The organism is Parabacteroides sp. HGS0025 (assembly GCF_000969845.1).
GTDB classification, from domain to species: Bacteria; Bacteroidota; Bacteroidia; order Bacteroidales; family Tannerellaceae; genus Parabacteroides; species Parabacteroides gordonii.
The window spans coordinates 575,413-593,330 of sequence record NZ_KQ033902.1 but is presented as its reverse complement, the minus strand read 5'-3'; the positions used below and the strand labels follow the sequence as shown (position 1 = coordinate 593,330).

The 17,918-nt window shown below is 44.4% G+C and carries 9 protein-coding genes; 3 read left to right on the top strand and 6 right to left on the bottom strand.

Going from position 1 to position 17,918, the window contains the following annotated elements; translation table 11 throughout:
• Positions 1-63: 63 nt before the first annotated feature.
• From HMPREF1212_RS02030 to HMPREF1212_RS02015, 4 genes are all read right to left on the bottom strand, one after another.
• A complete protein-coding gene (locus tag HMPREF1212_RS02030; RefSeq protein WP_046148253.1) occupies positions 64-1,815 on the bottom strand; it encodes a RagB/SusD family nutrient uptake outer membrane protein in 1,752 nt (583 codons plus the stop codon).
• 13 nt (positions 1,816-1,828) lie between these two features.
• Positions 1,829-5,155 (bottom strand): SusC/RagA family TonB-linked outer membrane protein, encoded by a 3,327-nt coding sequence (locus HMPREF1212_RS02025; protein ID WP_028729736.1) that lies wholly within the window; start codon positions 5,153-5,155, stop codon positions 1,829-1,831.
• 758 nt (positions 5,156-5,913) lie between these two features.
• The gene (locus tag HMPREF1212_RS02020) at positions 5,914-7,950 is read right to left on the bottom strand and encodes a beta-glucuronidase LacZ4 (protein ID WP_046148252.1); all 2,037 of its coding nucleotides are present in this window, start codon (positions 7,948-7,950) and stop codon (positions 5,914-5,916) included.
• Between the two features lie 360 nt (positions 7,951-8,310).
• Positions 8,311-10,854 (bottom strand): TonB-dependent receptor, encoded by a 2,544-nt coding sequence (locus HMPREF1212_RS02015; RefSeq protein ID WP_046150198.1) that lies wholly within the window; start codon positions 10,852-10,854, stop codon positions 8,311-8,313.
• A 202-nt stretch (positions 10,855-11,056) separates the two neighbouring features.
• On the opposite strand from HMPREF1212_RS02015, the gene HMPREF1212_RS02010 reads away from it, so the two are divergent.
• The 3 genes from HMPREF1212_RS02010 to HMPREF1212_RS02000 are packed head-to-tail and all read left to right on the top strand — an operon-like array spanning position 11,057 to position 13,970.
• Entirely contained in the window at positions 11,057-11,689 is a 633-nt protein-coding gene (locus HMPREF1212_RS02010; protein ID WP_046150197.1) for a SagB/ThcOx family dehydrogenase, read from the top strand.
• 53 nt (positions 11,690-11,742) lie between these two features.
• A complete protein-coding gene (locus HMPREF1212_RS02005; protein WP_046148251.1) occupies positions 11,743-12,834 on the top strand; it encodes a metallophosphoesterase in 1,092 nt (363 codons plus the stop codon).
• 11 nt (positions 12,835-12,845) lie between these two features.
• Positions 12,846-13,970, top strand: coding sequence for a metallophosphoesterase (locus HMPREF1212_RS02000; protein WP_046148250.1), 1,125 nt, complete (start codon positions 12,846-12,848; stop codon positions 13,968-13,970).
• A gap of 80 nt (positions 13,971-14,050) precedes the next feature.
• On the opposite strand, the gene HMPREF1212_RS01995 is transcribed toward HMPREF1212_RS02000, so the two are convergent.
• Both HMPREF1212_RS01995 and HMPREF1212_RS01990 read right to left on the bottom strand, forming a co-directional pair.
• Positions 14,051-16,741 (bottom strand): glycoside hydrolase family 2, encoded by a 2,691-nt coding sequence (locus tag HMPREF1212_RS01995; RefSeq protein WP_046148249.1) that lies wholly within the window; start codon positions 16,739-16,741, stop codon positions 14,051-14,053.
• A gap of 10 nt (positions 16,742-16,751) precedes the next feature.
• A complete protein-coding gene (locus HMPREF1212_RS01990) occupies positions 16,752-17,891 on the bottom strand; it encodes a glycoside hydrolase family 130 protein (RefSeq protein WP_046148248.1) in 1,140 nt (379 codons plus the stop codon).
• Positions 17,892-17,918: the final 27 nt, after the last annotated feature.

Below are 17,918 nucleotides of genomic sequence, written 5' to 3'. Positions count from 1 at the left end.
CCTTAACTCCGAATCCGCAGATTCATCATTAAGACCTCCATAATATATATCAGAAGAATAAAATCAATCTACCCAGCCACTATTCTGTGTCAGGTTGTTGTTCATCTGGATTTCAGATCTCGGAATAGCCCAGTTATACAGATAATCGCCACCCCAAGTGTAAGAAGCCTGCATCGATCCCCAGATTTGTTTCAGGCCGGCATTCTTTTTGAACTTAGTTTCATGCCAGGTCTTCCAGCGCATTTCGTCGAAGAAGTTAACACCTTCACCGGCAAATTCCCAACGGCGTTCGTTACGGATACGTTCACGCATATTATCCTGACCGGATACCTGGGTATACTGGTTGCTGTTCAAAAGAGCGACCTTGGCACGGGCACGCACCTTGTTCACCCATTCTACCGCTTCACTAGTCTTGCCCTGTTCATTCAGACATTCAGCCAGCGACAACACCACATCCGCATAACGGATAATAGGGATATCGATCGGAGAATATTCGCGGTTCGGTATCTCCGAAGCCCCTTCGGCAACGAACTTACGGAACAGATAATAGTAACGGTTGTTCGTATCCGTCTTCAAGTCGAACGGATCGGCGGTATCAAAACCTCTGTACGGCCAACGAAGCGTATAAGTATAGGAAGTAGCACCATTCGCCCCGAAATATTCGGCATACGGAGTAATAACAGTAGCCATCAGGCGCGGGTCACGGTTTTCGTAGGCTGCTTTGATTCGTGCCTCATTACCTGTTGCCAGATATTTGGACAGGTCGGCACCGTCTTCCGCCATCTTAGCCTTTTCAGTCTCCGTCATATCATCACGTAGGAAATATACAGATCTTTTTGCCAGATCCATTGAATTATACCCCGGTAAATAATCATCCCAGTTGAACGGCTTTCCGTCTGCACATTCGTATGTTTCAACAAAGTCCGTGCTTACCAAATATGTATTCCAGCAGGAACCGAAAGAACTACGCGTACCATAGCGGAAAGAGAAATTGTTACCATAGCCGCTCTCACCGATACACTGTAAAGAGAAGATCATTTCTTCGCACTGCTCGTTCGCTTCTTTGAACAACTGTTTGTATTCACCCTGGAACAAGCCATAGCCCAATTCCCCTACTTTACGGAGATCGGCCTCAGCTTTCGCCCATTCGTTCATCCACATATAAACTTTACCGCGTAAAGCATAGGCAGCCCCTTTGGTAACACGTCCATAACTGGCATCACCGGCAGGATATTTATCCGGTAGGTCGGGTGTATCGATAGCCTCTGTCAAATCGGAGATCACCTGAGCCCATACCTCAGCTTCAGTATTACGACCTTTCACCAGTTCATCCAATTCAGCCGGTTCAAGATAGATGGGGACTCCTTTATACATCATGTTCAGTCTGTAATAAAAGAAAGCACGCATAAACTTGGATTCAGCAGTCAGACGGGAAAGCTTCTCCAACGACAAAGGTGCTTTCGGTAAATTGGTAATAGCGTCATTACAACGGCTGATACCTTCATAATTGATTTTCCAGTAACCGGAGAACTGTCCGTCGCCGGTAGTTGCATTCCCCCTCAACAAGGAGTAGTTGCCATCACGGTAATCGGCCGAAACACCATAACTGTCAAATTTGTGCAGGTCACCGGCCACGTTCTCGGAACGAAGAACATTATAGATACCTGTCACACCCATATCCGCCAGATTTTCTGTCGTCCACATGTTACCGGACGCAATCGAGTCGTATGGGGTCAGATCCATCAAGTCGCTGTTACACCCTGTCAACAGAGCGATAGAAGCGCCTAACAAACAAATATTCTTTATTAATTTCATAACTCTCTACGCTTTAAAATGAAATGTTAACACCAAATGCAAATTGTCTCAATGAAGTATATTCAGGGGTAGCTCCCAGTTCAGGATCCTGTCCCGGATATTTCGTAATATTGAATACGTTTTCGATAGAAACATACGCACGAAGGTTATCCGTAAAAAACTTCTTGGAAATGTGCGCCGGCACTGTATAACCGAAAGTAAGGTTCTTTAATTTCAGATAGTTACCATTGTACAAATACAAGGAAGATGTTTCCACATTCTGATAACCGCTTTCACCATTCACCAGACGGCCATACTTAGCGGCCTGATTGGTGCGCGGATCAGACGGGTTCTCCGGGTTATAGAAATAATGGTTATTGGCGATATCAGTGCCCAGCGCCACACCTACACGTGTAGTCGGTGAGTTATAACCGGTAGATGCCCCCCAATACAACTTGAATCCGGCAGCACCGGCCCAGTTCATAGAGATATCAAATCCTCTCCATGCGGCAGACATCTGGAAACCGAAATTGAATTTCGGGTCGGAAGATACTCCCTGGAATTCCTTATCGTCCGAACCTCCGTAGATGCCGTCACCGTTGGCATCGGCATAGATATAGTCGCCATACCAGATCTTATCCTTCGCAACCGTCTTGTTCGGCATAAAAGTATGGCCTGCATCGATCATCGCTTTCAGCCATTCCATATCGCTTTCCGTACGGATCATACCGTCTGTCGGGCCTCCGTTCACTCCGTCGGTCGCATATCCTTTTCCGGAACCTTTATATGGATTACGTACGTAGTATTCTTTCATGATACGGTCTTCAATAACCGGATTCACGGCAGAAGTACTGGAAGCTACATCTCCGATATTACTCTTCCATTCGCCGTTCTCATCATAACCGGCTACTAATTCTCCTTTATATTTCTTTATCTTATTTGGCGTGTAAGAAAAGTTTCCGCTAACGGAATAGCTGACTTCTTCAATCTGGTCTTTCCATCCCAACGACAGTTCGACACCTTTCGTGCTCATCTCCGCTATGTTCTTACGGGGAGCCCCTTTATTACCGGCTGTCAGATAAATAGAAGGCGTAAACAAGATACCGGTCGTATTCTTAACAAACGCATCCATCGTGAACGACAGGCGGTTGTTCAACGCATTCAGGTCGATACCGACATTGGTCATTTTGGATGTTTCCCACGACAACATAGAGTTGGCAATGGAGGTAGAAGCCAGACCGGAGATAAGTTTTCCTCCGAACGGATACTTACTACCGCCGTAGGTAGACTGATATTCATATTCCCCTACATCATCTCCCCCGTTATTACCAACCGATCCGTAAGAGACACGAAGCTTCAGGTTATCTAGCCAGTTCTTGGTGTTTATCATAAAACTTTCTTCCGAAATACGCCAGGCAGCCGAGAAAGAAGGGAAAGTACCCCAACGGTAATCGCTATGGTAACGGGCATTACCGTCATGACGCAAATTCGCTTCAAACAAATATCTGGACTTATACGCATAATTGATACGTCCGAAGAAGGAACGGCTGGCACGGTCGAAAGCACCACCACCCACACTGACCATTTCCGTAGCAGAACCGGGCGTATGGATACTCGAGTCGATCAACCCTTTCTTTGTTGCATTACGGGTATCCCGTTTGTAGTAATACTCTTCATAACCTGCCAATGCGCCCAGATCATGATCGTTATTGATCGTAATGTTATAACGCAATATGTTCTGCAATGTATAGCTATAATCAGCACGGTTATAGAAATAAGTAGTCATTTCAGACGGTTCGGTTGCCGGAGACATAATAGTGCCGTCGCTAAACTTCACCTTTTCATACGGATTCGTCCAGGTCTGGTTATCTTCCCAATACCGCTTATAGTTCAGGTTGAAATCCCATGACAACCCTTTTATCGGAGAAATACGCGAATACAAGGTCGTGTTGAAGTTCGTCTTCTGCTTTTTACCATCCTGTGCATTCAGGAAAGCCAGGATACTGTTGGCAGTGGCACTTTCTTCCGAAGCTTCCGGGTAACCATACTGTCCGTTCAGTTCCGGATACAGACCGGGAGTTGTCTGACGCAGGTAGTTGTTGGCATTGTCGAAGTTTCCGGCTTCTTTATCTTCCTGGGAAGCAAAGGTACGTGTTCCCACTGTCAGCCATTTAGTGACATCCGCCTCTATATTGGCACGCAGGGAATACTTTCTGATACCGGTATTATCTACCAGACCCGGATTATCCAGATAACCGGCAGACATCAAAATACGAAGCTTCTCCGTACCACCGTTCACAGATACATTATGATCGTTTATCAACCCATGCCCGAACAAAGCTTTCTGCCAGTCGGTATTCGGATAAGCGATGTAATTAGGTACGCCGTTCTCGTTCAATCCATTCGGATCTTTCGACTTTTCGCGCCACAGGTCGATCGTGCTCTGGGCAAAATGGTTCGGCTGGCCGATGTTTTCGAACGACTCGTTCAGCCATTCCATGTAATCGGCATAATCGGTCACTTGGTCGATCAGGTTCGTCGGCTGTGCATAAGAGATACGTCCTGAATAAGAAACAGACAGCTTACCGGCTTTCCCTTTCTTGGTTGTGATCAAAACGACACCATTCGCTGCACGTGATCCATAAATAGAAGAAGAAGCGGCATCTTTCAGGACTGAGATCGACTCGATATCCTGCGGATTAACAAGGTCCATAGAACCTTCGACACCATCGATCAGCACCAGCGGATCCTGATTGTTCAACGTACCGACACCACGGATACGGATCTTCGAACCGTCGCTACCCGGCTGTCCTGAATTTTGCATTACCTGCACACCGGCACTCAATCCGGCCAGGGCATTCGATACGTTCGTGATCGGACGCGACAAAGCCTGATCCGCGAAATCGACGGAAGAGACAGAACCGGTCAGGTTCACTTTCTTTTGTGTACCATAACCCACGACAATCACTTCGTCCAAAGCCTGTGAGTCTTCCTTAATCTGAATAGTAAAAGAGGTTTGGTTGCCTACCGGAATTTGCTGCTCCGTGTATCCGATAAAAGATACCACCAATACAGCGTTCGGAGAGACATCTAAGGTGAACTTACCGTCCATATCGGTAATCGTTCCGTTCGTTGTTCCCTTCTCTACAACGTTGGCACCGGCAATCGGGCCCATGGCGTCTTCAACTGTTCCGGTTACTTTCTTTGTTGCTTGTTGTGGCGAAGCGACAAAAACACCGGACTCCGGTACTTCTTTCCCCGGATTAGCAGGATCGGCCGAAGCCACTCCTACCGATGTCAGGAACATAGTAGTCCCTATGAACATCTTAGATAAATAAAAACGATTAAAATCCTTTGTCATAATAACACCAGATTTAGTTAATGAATAAAATGTGTTTGCGCACACCGATACCGGTCAAATACCGCCGTGCATTACTCTTGGTTTTGTTCGTTACTATGCATAAAAGGAAATAGTTCTTAGTGAACTCAATCATTTTTATTCCTATACATCGATTAAGAAGCATTATCAATTCGAAGAGTGCCCTAAAGACAAAATAATCATAGTTTCAAGGTGATTCTAAGACGTATTTATTCAGCATTATAGATGGACAGAAAAGAAAAAGACAACCTATGCTTTGGCTTGATAAATTAAGGTATTCTTACATTTTCATCGGTTGAAAAAAAGGAACTGAAGGATGATTTGGAAGATAAAAACAGACAATCTTTTCTACCCGGCATCCGAACGCAGGTAGAAAAAGCGGTAAATTGAAATAAACAGGAGATAATAAACCATTAAGCAGGCTATCTTGTAGATTATTAGCAAGAAAGACACGATTATTCATTATGTTAAAACTCTATCTGTGGACAATTAGTGCACATCAATCAGACTAATTTATGTGCTCCCCAACTCCATGATACCTTATTTTTGCGTCCGTAATGTTCGACTTGCTAAAAGATCATAGTTCACTAAGAACTATGATACCAAATAAAAAAGGAGTAAGGCGTCATTTATCGGACACCTTACTCCTTAAGTGTTTACGGTCAAAAGAAAGTATGCTACAAATATATAAATCTCCTTACTTTCTTGACCGGGATATCATTTGAGTAGAAAATACCTCTCTATTTGCAGTTCCAGATCACCTGATCCGTTATACTGTTTTTCTTCTGTACAGACCGAACCTCAATCGTATTATCGCCTTCCGCCAGGTTCACGCTATTCCAGATGAATGTGGCATAATTGTCCGGCCCCTGCCTGCCGATGCTTTTGCCGTTTACGAACAGTTCCAGTTGCTGCAGGTTTGAAAATACCATTATATCGGTCACTTTTGTATCGCGGTCACGATGGCGGCGGTTAGCGATATAGACGAACTGGTCGTCTTTGTTCCAGTTTGCTTTGTAATAATAGAAAGCATCCTTTTTCACCTTACGGTCGAAAGTAACCAGTCCTTTGTCGTTGATCCCCGGACGGTCGCCTTCTGTGCGGTGAGCGGCACCGAAGTCAAACAGGTTCCAGATAAACGAGCCCCAGACAAACGGGCGTTCGGCAATCGCTTCCCAGTTACCCATGTGATAGAACGTCTGGAAGTTCTCCGGATGCCACCAGCCGGAAGCAACGCCCGGCTTAACAGAATCCTGCTGGTGATAGATACTTGCCCCTGCCCCGTATTCGCTGATACCTATCTTATATTCCGGATGCGCGGCATGGTTGGCATCCAGCCATTTTCCCATATCGGAGGGCGAACCGCCGTACCAGCCGAAATACTGGTTCCAGGCAATCACATCGGTGATCTTACTGATATCGCTATCGTACGACAGGAAGCTGGCAGCCGTAGTCGGGCGTGTCGGGTCTTCCTGGTGTGCCAGGTCGTTCAGTTCCTTTATATATTCGATAGGGTTATCACCGATTGTCTTCAGTTCGTTAAATAATCCCCAGAAACAGATCGACGGGTGGTTGTAATGCTGGCGGATCAGCTCCTTCAGCTGTTCTTTTCCGTTAGCACGGAAAGCAGGCAGGTCGTTATAGCCTCTGTCCAGATAACCGCCCGGACCGATAAAAGGTATTTCCGCCCAAGTCACAATTCCATATGTATCCATCAGGCTGTAGAAATAAGTGGCTTGCGGATAATGTGCCAGGCGAATGGCATTCGTTCCCATCTCAGCAATGATCGCTGCATCCTCTTCGTGATGTTCCTTATATAAGGCGTTTCCTCTTTCGGCACGATCCTGATGACGGCACACGCCATGCAGCTTCAGATGTTCCCCGTTCAGGAAGAACCCTTTTTCCGCATCCACATGATAGAAACGCAGGCCGAGGGGCTGAACGACCTTGTCGATCACCTTTCCGTCTGCCATCAACGTAACTTCCGTCCGATACATGAACGGATCTTTCCGTCCGTTCCACAGGTGAGGATTCTTTATGGAGAAGTCGAAACCGGCCGTATGCGTCTGTTTGGCGTCGACGGTAATGTTCATATCCTGTTGTTGTACGATCTTATCGCCATCCAGTATCTTTACATTTACCTGCACCGGTCGCCCGGCAGACAAGCCGTTCGACAGCAGTACTTTCGCCCGCACATCCGCCTGTTCCTTCGTCACCTTGTTCTGTATGAGATAGACACCGGGAGATGCATAATCGGTCAGCGATATATTGACGGGGTCGGTAATGATCAGATTAACATCGCGGTAGATGCCTCCGTAGAAGTTAAAGTCGCCCACCAGCGGCATAATGTCCAGTTGCAGGGCGTTGTTTACTTTCACAAGGATTTCGTTTTCAGCACCATATTTCACATGGTCGGTGATCTCGAACACAAACGCTCCGTAACCGCCACGATGCTCACCCAGACAAACCGAGTTAACGAAAACGGTAGCGATGGTGTTCACCCCTTCAAAGCGCAGAAAGAGACGTTTGCCTTCCCACTCCGGCTTAACAAATAGTTTTTTATCGTAATTGCCCATTCCGCGATAATAATCCTGCGTACCGATAAGGGCATCGCCGCTGTTCCATGTATGGGGCAGGTCGACACGCCGACCGCTGTTACGCTGTACCTGATGCGAGAAGCGGAAGTTCCAATCATTATTCAATAATATTTCTTTACGCGAAGCAAAGAGAGATGTACTAAATAGCAATAGTACCAGACAAAAGACAGTGTTTCTCATATTACTTATTTCTAATTCGTATCACAAAGATAGGTTCTAAAACGGAATTCTATTGGCACAAATAGTCTAAGATGAGGTATATTATTGTCCATCCCCGATGATTTAGGGCTTTTCATTGAGGGAACTGCGCCTCTTATGTATGTATCGGCAGTTTGTTTCACTATGAAGAAACACTTGTTTCTCCTAGGTGAAACAGTTGTTTCACTACTATGAAACACTTTCAGGGTACATACTTTTACCACTCATTACAGGCATCCGGTCGAAAAGGAAACGGCGATGGTTTAAATTAGTTGCCGGGTAAAGCAAAAAAGGTCCGGCAGGAAAACCTGTCGAACCTTTAAGTTTATATCATATGGCCAATTACATACTTTGTTCTCCGCCACCACCTTGATTGTTTTCACCACCACCTTTCGAGTCGTCATTGCTGATACCACGGCGTACTTTCTTGATCTGTCCCTTCATCGTACCGAAGCGGTAAGAGATGCTGAAACGGAATTCACGGGCGCTACGCCAGTTGGTCGAGACATCGCGGAAATCAGCACTAGTTGTTGTCGTTTCCATCTTCATAGTCTTCCAGAACGGGTTATTGGCCCCTACTGAAACAGAAAGTTTCTTTTTCAGGAAATCCTTGCTAACATTCAGACCGGCAAAATAAAACGGAGATCTCTCACTTTGTAACTGTATCCACGGACTGAAATAACCACCATGTACGTTGATACGAAAATCTTTCGGAAGCGTAAACTGTGTTCCAGCAAAAACACGTCCACTAACACCATCTTTTTGGAGATTCAAAGTAGGAGCTTTCAAATCCGTATAATCAATTCCCCCGTTCATATAGATACGGAACCAGGTATTCGGCGACCAGTTTCCATACAAGAACATACCTACCTGTTGCTTTTTCCCGATGTTCTTATAGGTATTCCACATGGCACCATTATATTGTGAACGAGGATCGTCAGGCAAGAAGTCTGCCACGAATGAATGCCTTTCAATCGGATTATTAACAAAGGTATAGCTTAAGCTAGCATTGATACTGAACTTCTGAGTAAACTTGCTGAAGTTCAGGTTCACGTTATTACTCTTTTCCGAGTCCAGATTAGGATTACCCTGAGATATATTCTGTGGATTAGCATCGTTGATATACGGGTTCAAATACCAGATACCCGGTCGCTGAATACGCATATTATATCCTAAACGGATCTGGGTCGACATATCTAATTGATAGGTCAATGTTGCATTCGGAACCAGATCAAAATAGTTTGAGTCGAAATTCAAATCCGGCTTCAAGGCATACTTGGCATTCAGGCTTGTGCCTTCACCACGCACACCGGCTTTGATACCGAACTTATCCAAACGCACCAGATAACCCAGATAAGCTGAATAAATATGCTGCGTATGACGGAACTGACTGTTGTCTTTTTTCTGGTCTACCCAAATATCGGTAGCATCGTCATAGATCTGCTCCAATGTGTTACTCTTATTCTGGCGGTTGATATATTTCACGCCGGCTTCAAGGGTTTGCTTCTCGAAAAGAGGAGTTGTATAATCCACCTGTCCGGTATGCTCAATAGTAGACGCATCGTTAATGTTCCATTTCGGATAATCATCTTCCAAATAATAGGTGACAACATCCGAAAGCTCCGTACGACTTTCATTATCATTCGGCGACTGGCTGAAACGATAAGAAACAGTCAGCAATTCGTCTTTCTTGCTGGTGGAGTGCTGGTAATCGACATTGACATCGGTCGAACCGAAAGTTCCTTCCGATACACTGTTACGATGGTACTTATAGATCGGTAGATACTCTGAAGACGGTGACCAGCCATACGGATCAAGCACCGCATTAAGTTCAGATAAGCTTTTATTTTTACCCCGGAACAAATTAGCACCTACACTGATCAAATTCAAAGTATCTATTTCATAACTAGCTTCCAGGTAACCGTATTGAAACGGACCTTTATCCTTGGCACGACCATCCTCTGTCAGCTTGGTCGGTCTATCGCCCGCTAACCTGTCTTTCTCCGTGAAACGTTCACTGTGCGAATCATTCCAGGGAGAGTTACGGTTGTTATAACCATAGTTGGCAGTAAGTCCCAGGTTTCCGACCTTCAGCGAGACATATCCGCCACCGCCAAAGCTACCCAATGTACTCGCATTGGCACGAACCGTACCTGTATATCCCTGCATCGCATTCTTACTTGTGATAATATTGATGATACCACCCACACCTTCTGCATCATACTTTGATCCCGGGTCAGTGATCACCTCGATATTCTTGATCGAACTTGCCGGCATACTTTTCAGTACATCGGAAGCATTCTCACCACTCAACAGATTAGAAGGTTTACCGTTCATATATATTTTATAGTTGGAAGAACCTTTCAACTGGATTTTATCTTCACCGTCGACAGTAACCATCGGGACTTTGCGGAACATCTCCAATGCATTATTGGTCTTTGCTTCAGGGTCGTCGTCCAGACTATAGGTTATTTTATCGACCTCCACAGTCACCAACGGCTTTTGGGCAACAACAGTTACTTCATTCAGTTGCTGGGAGTCATCATTCATGAATAACTTACCCAAGTCAAGGCTCTTCTTGCCTTCAGACAAAGTAAAGCGTTTCACTGCAGGGACTTTACCCAACGATTGCATAGACATAACATACTTTCCGGGCTGTTTCAGTGTAGCAGTAAACTTTCCGTCATCATCACAAGCCAGCAGTTTGATCGCAGTCTGCGGAGCACTTGCCAGAGCGATACTGAGTGTGGCATAGGGAACTGTTTCATTAGACAGGGAATCGACCACCTGTCCCTTGATCGTGTAATCAGCGGCATTCTGGCTCTGCGCACACAAAGGCACAGCCATCATCAACACCAACAATAAGTAGAGCAGTTTTTCTTTCATCAAATTTAAAGAATTTAGAAGTTATCGATTGATACATTTATTTAATTACTTTCTTTATTTAGTGTAAATTCGTTGCAAAAGTAAAAGAATCTACGAACCGTTCGTATTTAGCAGGATTAAAGAAATGTAAAAGATGTATTTTGCTGTTTGATTAGATGAATTTCTTTTAAATTTGTAAGACTTACTATTAATAAATATGGATATGAGAAAGATTTCATTGATTTTAACCGCTTTATTATTTATCACCGCAATGAATGCACAGGAACTAAAAGTTATTAAGCTCAATGCTCCCGACAAAGCTCGCGGAACAGCTGTTATGAAAGCATTTTCCGACCGTCATTCCGACCGCGAATATGCTGCAAAAGAGATCAGTATGCAGGATCTTTCAGACTTATTGTGGGCTGCCAACGGCATTAACCGCACAGACGGCAAACGCACGGCTCCTTCCGCGCTGAACAAGCAGGATATAGATGTTTATGTAATCCTGAAAGACGGCGCTTACCTGTATGACGCCCAAGCACATGCCTTAAACCCTATTGCCAAAGGCGACCATCGCGCAGCGGTAGGCGGCGGACAGGATTTTGTGAAAGATGCACCGGTTTGCCTTGTTCTGGTATCCGACCTGTCTCGCTTCGGAAAGGTTTCCGACCAGACCAAACTGATGGCTGCTATGGACGCAGGCATTGTATCACAGAATATTAACCTGTGTTGTGCAGGCATAGGTCTTTCCACAGTTCCCCGGGCATCTATGGATCAAAGCGCACTTAAGAAGATTCTTAAGCTCTCCGACAGCCAGGTGCTACTGATGAATAATCCGGTAGGATATCCAAAATAAAGGCATTTGCACAATCCCGGTACGTTCATTATCTTTGCCGAAAATTTGACATAATGCCTACAATTTTTATCGCCCTCTTCAGCTGTTATCTGGCTGGGAATATCTATATATTTATCAGAGGGGCGCAGGCTCTTGTAGCCCAACCCTTTGGTGTAAAGGTGCTTCTGACGGTGTTATTCTGGAGCGGAGCTCTTTCGTTTTTGGTTAGTATGCTGGCGCGAAACGTCAAGTATCCGGACGTACTGGCTCATACGATCCATGAGATCGGGACAGGTTGGCTGGTCTTTACATTGTATATGACGCTCTCGTTGTTGGCGTTTGATGTTTTCAAACTTTTCAACGGGGGCTTCAAGTATGGGTTCTATATCTCTTTTTGGCTGACTCTCTGCCTGTTAAGCTATGGTTATTATCATTATCAACATCCCAATACAGAAGTTATCAACATAGTTATCAACAAGTCTGTCAACAATAATCAACAGGCGATGAAAGTAGTTTCTATCAGTGATATTCATCTGGGATATGGTACCAACAAGGCACAACTGAAGAAATATGTAAATATGATCAATGCCCAGCAGCCGGACTTGATCCTTATCGGTGGAGACTTGATCGACAATAGTGTAACTCCTCTTTATGCCGAGAATATGCAGGAAGAGTTATCTCAGCTGAAGGCACCACTGGGAATCTATATGGTTCCCGGTAACCACGAATACATCAGCGGGATAAAGAAAAGTGTCGATTTCATACAATCCACTCCTATACAGCTTTTGCGTGATACAGTTATCACATTGCCAAACGGACTGCAAATAGCCGGCCGTGACGACCGCCATAACCCCTCCCGCCTATCGCTTCAGGCTCTGGCGCAGAACATTGACCCGAACAAACCTGTTATTCTTTTAGATCATCAACCGTATGACCTGCAGGAGACAGAAAAGGCGGGTATCGACCTTCAGTTCAGCGGACATACACACCGCGGACAAATCTGGCCGATGAGTCTGGTGACAGACCGCCTGTTCGAGCAAAGTTACGGATACAAACAATGGGGCAACAGCCACATCTATGTATCTTCCGGACTATCGCTATGGGGCCCTCCTTTCCGTATCGGGACAAACAGTGAGATGGTGGTATTCAACATCGCGTTCAAGTAAGACAAGAGGATATGAAAGTCTTTATTCAATCGATTGTAGCACAATTGCTGCTGAACCCTTATATTTTCTGGCGGGGATATCAAGCAATACCGGCTAAGAAAAGCTGGCGCATTCCTTATACGTTGTTCTTCATCCTTGAACTGGCTATCTATTTCTTTGGTTTTATTTTCCGGAATAAGTTGCCGGACAATGTTATGACAACCATACAATATATCTGTAATACCTGGTATATTGCATCCATATATATCACCCTGTCCCTTCTCACTTTGGAAGTGATCCGGTTATCAAACCGTTTTTTTCATTGGTTTCCCTCGTGGCTCACCACCCATTGGAAGCAAACAAAGCTGACCTTATTCTTTATCATCCTGGCAGGGGTTACCGGATTGATGATAAAAGCTTACCTGACTGTTGTCCACCCGATTGTCAAAGAGGTGTACGTTACATTGCCTAAAGGTTCAAACCAGCGCGACAGCCTGACCATCGTGATGATGAGCGACCTGCATATCGGAGAAGTGATCGGTAAAAAACTGGTTCAACGCTATGTGGCAATGAGTAATGCACAGCATCCGGATATGGTATTGATGGTAGGAGATATCATGGATTATGAATCCCGTTTTGCTGAAAATGCACATATAGAAGAAGACCTGCAACAGTTGAAAGCGCCTCTGGGTGTCTATGTTGTCAACGGTAATCACGAATATCGTGCCAACCGCTTCGCCAAATACCGCTGGTTGAAAAAAACCGGAGCAACATTATTGGTCGACTCCGTGGTACAGCCCGACTCTTCTTTCTACCTGATCGGAAGAGATGATAATATCAACAAGAAACGCAAAGCCTTACATACTCTGATGGCCGATATCGACACAACCAAACCGATTATCGTCATGGATCATCAGCCCTGGTCGTTTGCCGAAATGGCAATGAACGGTGTAGATCTCGGACTCCACGGACATACCCATAACGGGCAGCTATGGCCTTATCCCCTGTTAATGAAGCTGATCTACGAATGCCCTTACGGCTATCATAAAAAAGGGCCGACCCAGTTTTATGTATCGTCTGGAATCGGTATAGCCGGCCCTCCTTACCGGGTCGGGACAGTATCGGAACTGGTGGTTTTACATATCAGGTTCAAGTAACCCTCACGTTTTTCCATAATATCCCGGATGAAGACATGTCAACAATAAACATATCCTCATCCGATCTTAATAAGTTTATTCTACCTTTTGATTGTTTGAGGTTTTACATTCCACCCTTTCACAATGAACTTGCCATTGGCAGGCAGGTTCTTTAAAGCAGTTTCTATAGTTACTTTCTTAGCCTCTCCCGGAAGTAAAGAAAAGAAATTATCACTATAAAAACTGGGCCTCACAGGCCTTCCATTTTGATCCAGATATTGTAACTGAATAAAGAAAGCTAGTGAAGAAGAAGGATTATGAATGTTCAACTCCATTGCTTGCCAGTCTCCTTTCTTTTTAATCCCGGACTTTACCTTAAGTGTTACTTCTTTCAGCTCCGCCAAACTCTCAAAACCAGATGTAGCCGGCCCTGTCAATGTTTTAGCCCCTTCATAATTATCTTTTGAACGCCAATAAAAATTATCCGATATGATCTTTCCCTTATCATCGTACAAGTGGAGCTTTATGAAATGCACCTGAGAGATATCTCCGGGAAAATCGATCGTAAAAAGATCATTAACGACACCATCCTCCGGCACATCGATTAGTTGAGTCTTTTCCCATACCTTTTTACTCTTTATATCATATACTTCAGCAGTCACTTTATACCCTTTAAATGAACGATAATAATCATTGTACACCGATACAGTATTCTTTAAATAATCAAACTGGACATGTAGCGGTTCCAGGGCATTTTGTGTATGATAAAGCGAAGCAGTCGGTTCCAGGGAATAATCCCACATACGGGCACAAACCTGACGAACCGGACAATTATGATACCAAAACAACAATCCCGAAGCGTAACGATCGCCATAATCGAACTTGTTATAGTTCCAGACTTCCCAAATAGATTTGGAATTAATTGCTCCTACAAATTGTCCCTTCGTTGCAAACTCTTCAATTGAAGAGGAAAGGCCATAGTTGTTAGTCAGCTCAGTATACATCGAGGTCATCAAATGAAAACCACCTCCGTCATGATAATCCCAAACCTCCTTATTGATAGGCCATAGATCTGCTTCATCCATTATTTCACGCAAAGTTTCGACTGTAGGAATTGTCGGAGCACCGTATTCCGGGTTGAAACCATCCACACGACTACCTCGCTCGGACGCTGTATTTTCATAATGTTGCATCGGATTGACCTGTTTATAAGGACTTCCATCGTGTACCCCGTCACACTCCGATTGCATCTGGTATCCTCTGGTTCCATCCAGTTTCATGATCAGGTCTTTCGCTCCCGGCATCTCGGTACTTTCATTTGAAGATACATAATAAGCTAACGACGGATGGTTCCGCAAGCGTTTAACCGTAGCCTCAACATTACTGAGATAGACATCGGTATCATGCGGATGCTTTGTGTCTCCGGTCATCCAAAATTCTTGCCATACCAGTAGCCCCATCTCATCACACAACTGAAAGAAGTAATCAGACTCAGCAATGCCACCTCCCCACATACGGATCATGTTTATACCCGATTGCTTGGTATAGCGCAGTTCCGCATAAGTTCGTTCATCCGAAGAACGAAGCATTGCTTCCGGTATCCAGTTTGTCCCCCGGATAAAGATCTTTTTCCCGTTGACATAAAACTGGCGGGATCGATCCGGTGTATTCTGATCGGAAGTTATTTCACGGATACCGAAACGAGTCTTTGTTTCATCAGACACTTTTCCGTCTACCGTAACAGTCAGTTTGAGTTCATACAGTTCCGGATTCCCTTTGAAAAGCGGCCACCACAAACGCGGATTATCAATAATGAGTTGCGGAAAGTCTTCCGGTGTAAAACAAACTTCTTTTGTTTCCCCCCTGAACAAATCCAACTCTTTACTGAATGTAATGTTCTCACCACAGATCTCTCCTTTAACAGTACACTTCACTGCTCTTTGTGTCGGATTTATTACCTCAACGCTTACCGTTTCTTTTGTTTGATTATAACCAGGTTTAGATAACTCCGATTTGATAAATGGATGACGAAGGACAGCTTTGTCCGTTGCGTAAAGGCAAAGATTCTTCCATATCCCCGTATTACGGTCGCGGATACCATCATTGAAAGTAAAGTCCCACCCTACACTCATCAGCATAGTTGTATTCAATCCTATATTACCATCACCACCATTATGGAACTCACCAGCGGCTCCCCATTGTTTAGGTTTGATAGTACCCGGCATGTCTACAGGATAGACCTTAATTGCCAGTGCATTCTTTTGACCGACACGAGCAAAATCTGTCATATCGATATAATCAGGTTTAAACATTCCTGACATATTACCCAACAAATACCCGTTTACCCATATTTCAGCACGATAATTGATACCATCGACCTGAAGCCAAATGATTTTACCTTTATAACTTTCAGGTACATCAAACTCCGTTCGAAACCAGTAAGTATAGAAATCTCGTCCTGCCTTAGCCAGATCCGGAATAATATTCCGATCCAGTTTGTTGTTCATTCCATAATAAGGTTCCGGATAAACTTTGTTGTAAACAAGTGAGTTCAGGACTGTCCCCGGAACGATAGCTGGCATCCATTGCTCGCTCTGATAGCCAGGTTGAGAGATTTTCTCTGCCGGTTCTTCGATTTCATCAGCTTTATACATTTGCCAGACAAAATTACCGTTATGTCCGGATTCCGAGTCCAGATATATTTTATCCGAATTACGGTAATAGTTAGGAGTCTGTGCCTGGATCAGGCAAAATGATAGAAATAAAAATATTCCAGTAATAATGTTCTTCATAATTCATTGTTTAGTTCGGGATCTGATCTCCGGGAGTTTTCTTTGCCGGATCATAAACAGCTACACCGACCTGAGAATCCGCACATCCGTAATAGAGAAACCATTTATTCTTAAAAAAGACCAAACCTTCGATGAAAACAGTTCCGTCTACATATTGCCCGCTCTTTTCAAACGAAGCCATCGGACGAAAGAAAGGGACATCTAAGCGTTGCAGGACTTTCATCGGTTCTCTGGCATCCGTCAGAATCTGACCAGCACAGTAAGCACCTGCCGTAAAGCGTTTATCACGTTTACTGTCGTTTGTCTGGTTTTTACCATTATAAAGCAATACAATGCCTTTATCAGTCATCACCGCAGGCGGCCCACATTCAGTCAAAGCACTATCGAAATATCGGTCGCGTGGTTTGATTACGGCTGCCAGTTCATTTTTATCATCCAGCACAGGTGTCCAGTTTACCAGATCCTCGGATGTAGCAGCGGCTACCATATGTTCTCCCCAGTACATGAAATATTTTCCATCTATTTTTGCAAGAACCTGTTTTCCCTTTTCTATCTTAGTTACCATCGAGCCTGATTTGCACGCCATATCTTTAAAACGCCCGTTATAAGCTTTAGCGAAAGCAGGGCCATGTTTTTCCCATTTGATCAAATCACGGGAAGTCGCAATACAAAGGCGTGGAACTTTTCGGTTCCATGATGTATATGCCATTACATATAAACCATCTTCAGTCATAGTTACCCGGGGATCTTCACATCCTCCCGGCCACTCATATTCCTTCATATTATCCTTATCCGGATACATTACAGGAGAACTTCGACGTTGCACATGGATGCCATCTTCCGATTCTGCCAGTCCGATACGTGAAGTCCGTTTCCCAATCCCTGTAGCTGAATTGTCTTCTGCACGGTAAAGAATACAGATTTTATCCCCTTTGACAGTTGCTGCCGGGTTAAAAACATCGCTTTCTTCCCATCCTATTGTCTTTCCCTGCATAGGACAATCAAATTTACTTGAAGGATCGGGCGTGATAATCGGATTAGCTTTCTCCGGTCTGACAAATCCACCTAAAGCCCAGTCGGGCAAAACATTTTGGCTATATCCTATAAAAGGTAAAACAGCCAGACTGATAAGTAAGATACTTTTTTTCATGTTCTAAAGAATTAAAGACACAGATAT